Genomic DNA, 5,571 nt, shown 5'->3' on the forward strand with positions numbered 1-5,571 from the left:
ACCAGGCAAAGGCATACGTTTTTTGGAATTTGTATCCCTGCCCCCACCCCAGCCCACCCCCACGGGGGAGGGAGCCATTCTGCGGCAGATTCAAATAACAGCTGTCATATCGCATATGGATAATTATGAAACTATTGCTATTTTTGCAGCCAATGAGTTCCCTCCCCCTGTGGGGGAGGGTTAGGGTGGGGGCAGCAGACAACAGCTCAGCAGGTTTGGAATTTTGTCGGGTTGCCGTGCCAGTTATAGTTTGGAAGGAAGTCTAATATCGCTCACCCCCACCCCGTCCCTCCCCCGCTGCGGGCTTCGCCCTGCAGGGGAGGGGGATTTTTCAAATTGTAAACAGCCCTGGCGCCAACGGAATCATGAGCAATGAGGCGCATTTTTCCCGTTCGCGCCAAAAACCCGCGCCATGCCTGGCTTCCCGCCCGCCGACGCCCGCCTGCCCCGCTTTTTTGCTACAATCGCGCCGCTTTTTAATCCACTGGAATCATCATGTCCCACTATATTTTTGTTCTGAACTGCGGCTCTTCCAGCCTGAAATTCTCTGTCATTAACCCGGAAAACGGCGAGGAGCCGCTCAAGGGTCTGGCCGAACGGCTGGGCGTCGGTGGCATCGGCAATATCACCATCAAGAACGCCGCTGGCGAGAAATTCGAGCAGCAGCTTGACCCCGGCACGCACCAGGAAGCGCTGCACGTCATCGTTGCCGCGCTGAAGCGGGAAGGGCTGATGGACAAAATCAAGGCGGTCGGCCACCGCATCGTCCACGGCGGCGAGTATTTTGCCGAATCGGTACTGGTCGATGATGATGTGCGCGAGAAGATTGTGGACTGCATCCGCCTCGCACCGCTGCACAATCCGGCGCACGTTACCGGGATTGACGCCGCGCGCGAAGCGTTCCCCGACCTGAAGCAGGTCGTCGTTTTCGATACCGCTTTCCACCAGCACATGCCGCAGCGCGCCTTCCTCTATGCCCTGCCGTACAAGCTCTACAGCGACAACAAAATCCGCCGCTACGGTTTCCACGGCACTTCTTACCGCTACATCGCCAGCCAGTTGCCGGAGAAACTGGGTATCGCCAAGCCGAAAGCGGTGGTTGCCCACCTCGGCAATGGCGCGTCGCTCGCCGCAGTCGATTTTGATCATTCGGTGGATACGACGATGGGGCTGACCCCGCTCGAAGGCGTGGTACACGGCACCCGTTCCGGCGATGTTGATCCGGCCATTTTCGGCATTCTCACCGGGCAGATGGGCATGAGCCCGAAAGAGGTTGATGACATGCTGTGGAAGCAGTCCGGCCTGCTCGGTCTGTCCGGCATTTCCAACGATTGCCGCACGATTGAGGAAGCCTATGCCAAGGGCGATGAAGCGGCGATTCGCACGATGGACGTTTATTGCTACCGCCTCGCCAAGAACATCGCCGCGCAAATGGTCGGCCTGGGCGGCGCGGATGCCATCGTTTTCACCGGCGGCATCGGCGAAAACTCCTCGCTGGTGCGCGAAAAATCTATCGCGCTGCTCGAATTCCTCGGCTTCAAGCTGGACAAGGCGAAGAACGACGCCACCTTCCGCGGCAAGGAAGGCAACATCGCCGCCGCGGGCAGCAAACCGGTGTGGGTCATCGCTACCAATGAGGAGCTGATGATTGCCCGCGATACCGATGCGCTCAGTGCGTAAGGAGGGCGACATGGCAAAAGCAATCCTCGTCGTCGCCACCCACCCCGGCATCGGCCTCACTTCCGCTGTCCTCGGCCTCTACCACGCCCTTGACCGCAAGGGCGTCAAGGTCGGCTTCCACAAACCGGTGATGCAATATGACGTCGAAAGCCAAGACGTCGATCACAGCCGCGCCGTGCTGCTGCACTCCTCGCGCGCCGTCGGCGATGACGCGCTGGTTATCCGCCCCGAAGCGGTGCAACAGGCGCTCGATGCGGACAACCTCGACGAACTGATGGAAACCGTCATCCAGAACTTTGAAGCGGCGAAAGGCGATGCCGACGTCGTCATCATGGAAGGCCTGCTGGAAACACCGAACGTCCCCTACGCCGGCGAATGCAACCGGCAAATCGCCCGTGCGCTCGGCGCAGACGTCATCCTGCTCTCTGACGCGCGCGTCTCCAGCATCGCCCGTCTGGAAAACCGCCTCGATTTCGCCGCCAACGCCTTTGGCGGTTACGAAAAAGGCCACCTGCTCGGCGCGATTGTGAACTACGCCGACGGCGCCGGAGCGCTCAGCCGCGCCGAAATCGAAAGCAGCAAAGCCTTCAACGACCAGTTCAAACTGCTCGGCGTCATCGGCAGCCGCCCGGAAATCGCCGCACCGCGCGTTAGCGACCTGCAACAGCACCTGGGCGCGACCGTCCTCTTTGAAGGCGAAAGCAGCACCCGCCGCATCCTGGACTACGTCCTCTTTGCGCGCACCCCGGCCAACGCCGCCGACTTCCTGAAACCCGGCTACTGCATCTTCCAGCCCGCCGACCGCGACGACGCGCTGATGGCGACCACCATCTCCGCCAAAGCGGGCAACAACCTCGCCTGCCTGGTGCTCACCGGGCCGCTGCCCGCTTCCGACGTCGTCATGAACCTGTGCAAACCGCTGATTGAAGAAGCCAAACTGCCGGTGTTGCACCTCGGCACCAGCAGTTGGGAAATCGGCAAACTCATCGAAAAATTCAACCGCTACATCCCGGTCGATGACGAACAGCGCATCCGCGACACCAAAGAATACTTCGCCGACGGCATCAAAGACGACTGGTTCGCCGGCTACCTGAGCGCGGCGCGCAGCGTCAGCCTCTCGCCCGCCGCCTTCCGTTACCAAATCGTGCAGCGGGCGATTGCCGCACAAAAAACCATCGTCCTGCCCGAAGGCGACGAACCGCGTACCGTGGTTGCTGCCAGCATCTGCGCCGAACGCGGCATGGCGCGCTGCGTCCTCATCGCCAAACCGGAAAGCGTACAGGCAGTTGCCGCGCAACAAGGCGTCAAACTCGGCGACAACATCAGCATCATCGACCCGGACGCGGTGCGCGAAAAATACGTCGCCCGCCTGGTTGAGCTGCGCAAAGCCAAAGGCATGACCGAAGACCAAGCGCGCGAAGCGCTCGAAGATGGCGTCATGCTCGGCACAATGATGCTTGAAGCGGGCGAAGTCGATGGCCTCGTCTCCGGCGCGGTACACACCACCGCCAACACCATCCGCCCGCCGCTACAAATCATCAAAACCGCGCCCGGTGCGAGCATGGTCTCCTCCGTCTTCTTCATGTGCCTGCCCGACCAAGTGCTGGTCTATGGCGATTGCGCCATCGTCCCCAACCCGACTGCGGACGAACTCGCACAAATCGCCATCCAGTCCAACGACAGCGCCAAAGCCTTCGGCATCGAGCCGCGCGTGGCGATGATCTCCTACTCCACCGGCAGCTCCGGCTCCGGCGCGGACGTCGAAAAAGTCAAAGAAGCGACCGCCAAAGTGCGCGAACTGCGGCCGGACATCCTCATTGACGGCCCGCTGCAATACGACGCCGCCGCCGTCGAATCCGTCGGCAAACAAAAAGCGCCGAACAGCCCGGTCGCAGGCCAGGCAAGCGTCTTCATCTTCCCCGACCTCAACACCGGCAACACCACCTACAAGGCAGTGCAGCGCTCCGCCAACGCCATCTCGATGGGTCCGGTGCTACAAGGGATGCGCAAACCGGTGAACGACCTCTCGCGCGGCGCGCTGGTCGATGACATCGTTTACACCATCGCCATCACCGCCGTTCAAGCGGCACATTCCTAAACCCCACCTTTCTCCCCCTCCCCTGCGCAGCGGGGGAGGGGAGGTGAAGCAGTCGTACAGCGGCAAAAATCGGATTACATCCAAAACCCACCACACACCACAAGGAAACCCTATGGGAATCAGCCCGATCCAACTCCTCATCGTCCTCATCATCGTCGTTGCCATCTTTGGCACCAAAAAACTCGGCAACGTCGGTGCCGACCTCGGCCAAGCCATCAAAGGCTTCAAAAACGCGATGAAAGAAGACGAAAAACCTGCCGACAAACTCGAACACCAACCGGCCAAAGAAACCGACACGCGCATCATCGAAGGCGAAGCGCGGCGCGAAGAAGAAAAAACCCGATAAGGCCGCCCCGTGTTTGACATCGGCTTCTCCGAACTCGTCGTCTTGGGCGTCATCGGCATCGTCGTCATCGGGCCGCAGCGCCTGCCCGAAGTGGTGCGCACCGCCGTCATCACCGTGCGCAAAATCCGCCGCGCCTTCAGCGACGTGCGTGCCGACATCGAACGCGAACTCGACCTCGACGATATGCGCAAAATCCTGCACGACGCGGACATGAAAGCGCACATCAACAAACTGAACCAGGACATCATGAACCTGGACAAAGGCGCGCGCGAGCTCGGTGACGACATCAAAACCGACCTCGAACACGCCTACGACGGCTACACCCCGGAAGACGGCGAAGCCGAAGCAGACACCGGCGTCGAACCCCCGCGCGGCAGCGAAGCCGACACCGCCCCGGCGGACGAAAAACTAACGCTGACAAAACCGCCCGCCAGCGATAACAGCAAAGACTGAATCCCACCGTTCCCCCCGTAGCGTAGCGCAAAAAACATCAACCCATTCGACAACCGTTGCCGCGAGCAGTCAATACACTCCTTCCCCTGTGGGAGAGAAGTGGGGTTACTGGCGGCGCGCGTGGTGTTTTGGCAAACCCACGGAAAACGTAGGGTGGGTCTTGACCCACCGCAACAAACAACTGTCCTGTTTTTAACGGTAGGACAAGCCGCCGATATGCCCCTTCCCCTGTGGAGGAGCAAACGCAGGTCGGCCTCATGCCCGACCTACACGGCTGAACTGCCCCTCCCCCGGTGGGGACTGGAACAGCTTGCGCAGCGACAAGTTTTTAACGGTGGGGCAAGCCCCACCCTACCACTGCGCGAATACTCACAGCAAACGCAGGTCGGCCATTCATGCCCGACCTGCACAGCGCTCCATCTACGCCAACAAAGCGCCGTACAAAAATTTGTGAGGATTGCCATACATACACCGTCCCCGCTATCGTGGATGAATGAACTTTCCAAAAACGGTTGCCAACCAAACACCATCACCCCGCCAGCATATAAAAAACCATCAAAATACCGTAAAATACGCGCGTATCGCAGCCTGCGGAACTACAAAAAATACTCATGAAAAACCCTAACAAAAACAATACTCGAAGGCTCAACTTTTTTCCGCTGGCAAAAGTTGAAAACGCCCTTCACAATTGCTTGAAAATAAGGAGGAAAAATACACCCCACTATTAAAAACTTGTCCCTGCTTCAAAGGGATTGCGACCGGGCGCAGTTTCTAACCCACACCACCCGCATCCATTAAAAACTTGTCCCTGCTTCAAAGGGATTGCGACCGTTGACGACCTCCTTTTGTGTTTCAACGAGGATTAAAAACTTGTCCCTGCTTCAAAGGGATTGCGACTTACCTGCTTCTTTATCCTGCCAACCTTGTTCAATTAAAAACTTGGTGGTGTCCTAAAATGTATGCTGCCTCAAACAAATCCGTAGTTGATATAGAA

The 5,571-nt window shown here is 58.9% G+C and carries 5 protein-coding genes; all 5 read left to right on the forward strand.

The features are described from left to right. A partial coding sequence (locus tag ACO54Z_RS04960) for a hypothetical protein (RefSeq protein WP_485996021.1) occupies positions 1-184 on the forward strand: 184 nt, incomplete at its 5' end. A 311-nt stretch (positions 185-495) separates the two neighbouring features. After that, positions 496-1,680 carry an acetate/propionate family kinase gene (locus ACO54Z_RS04965; RefSeq protein ID WP_485996022.1) on the forward strand — a complete coding sequence of 395 codons (1,185 nt, stop codon included), beginning with the start codon at positions 496-498 and terminating at the stop codon, positions 1,678-1,680. A 10-nt stretch (positions 1,681-1,690) separates the two neighbouring features. Next, positions 1,691-3,778: a phosphate acetyltransferase gene (gene pta / locus ACO54Z_RS04970; RefSeq protein WP_485996023.1), complete on the forward strand. Its 2,088-nt coding sequence runs from the start codon at positions 1,691-1,693 to the stop codon at positions 3,776-3,778. A 112-nt stretch (positions 3,779-3,890) separates the two neighbouring features. Next, entirely contained in the window at positions 3,891-4,124 is a 234-nt protein-coding gene (locus ACO54Z_RS04975) for a Sec-independent protein translocase subunit TatA (RefSeq protein WP_485996024.1), read from the forward strand. A gap of 9 nt (positions 4,125-4,133) precedes the next feature. Then, positions 4,134-4,577, forward strand: coding sequence for a Sec-independent protein translocase protein TatB (gene tatB, locus ACO54Z_RS04980; RefSeq protein WP_485996025.1), 444 nt, complete (start codon positions 4,134-4,136; stop codon positions 4,575-4,577). The last annotated feature ends 994 nt before the right edge of the window (positions 4,578-5,571 follow it).

This window comes from Cardiobacterium sp., from assembly GCF_057314735.1.